This window comes from Nocardioides xinjiangensis (genome assembly GCF_017916385.1).
Classification (GTDB): domain Bacteria; phylum Actinomycetota; class Actinomycetes; order Propionibacteriales; family Nocardioidaceae; genus Nocardioides; species Nocardioides xinjiangensis.
In genome coordinates this window covers 1-847 of the sequence record NZ_JAFMSW010000005.1, presented here as the reverse complement: position 1 = coordinate 847, position 847 = coordinate 1, and the positions used below count along the sequence as shown (strand labels likewise).

Annotated in this window: 1 rRNA gene; it reads left to right on the top strand. The window is 56.8% G+C overall.

The annotated features are described in order from the left end of the window. Positions 1–210 precede the first annotated feature (210 nt). A 23S ribosomal RNA gene (locus tag J3P32_RS17550) occupies positions 211–847 on the top strand; the annotation flags it as partial.

The following is an 847-nucleotide window of genomic DNA, read 5'->3' as shown; positions in this document are numbered from 1 at the left end:
GGGGTTGGTGGGGTTGTTGTTTGAGATCTGCATAGTGGACGCGAGCATCTTTGTAGCTCGTCTGACCTGCACGAGGTGGCCTTCGGGTTGTCTGGGTGGCGGGTCGTGACAAGTTGCGTATGGCATGGCCGGCTTTTCCTGGCTGGTCGTGTCGGCCGGCTCGCCCGTTGATTGTCGGGTGGGTTGGTGTGTGTTGTTTTGACGTTGTTGAGACAAGCTATGAAGGGCACATGGTGGATGCCTTGGCATCAAGAGCCGATGAAGGACGTTGGAGCCTGCGATAAGCCCTGGGGAGTTGGCAACCAAGCTGTGATCCGGGGGTGTCCGAATGGGGAAACCCAGCACGAGTCATGTCGTGTTACCCGCACCTGAACACATAGGGTGTGTGGAGGGAACGTCGGGAAGTGAAACATCTCAGTACCGACAGGAAGAGAAAACAACAGTGATTCCGAGAGTAGTGGCGAGCGAAATCGGATGAGGCTAAACCGCGGTTGTGTGATACCCGGCAGGGGTTGCAGTCGCGGGGTCGTGGGACCGCTCAATCGGATCTGCCGGTCCGGTGCAGAGTGAGAAACCAGTGTGGAAGTCGAAGCCGGTTGGAAAGCCGTACCGTAGAGGGTGATAGGCCCGTAGACGTAAAGCGCTGGCTCTGGAGCGTGTTCCCAAGTAACACGGAACCCCTGAAATTCCGTGTGAATCTGGCGGGACCACCCGTTAAGCCTAAATACTCCTTGATGACCGATAGCGGACAAGTACCGTGAGGGAAAGGTGAAAAGTACCCCTGGCGGGGAGTGAAATAGTACCTGAAACCGTGTGCCTACAATCCGTCGGAGCTTCGCCTTGTGCG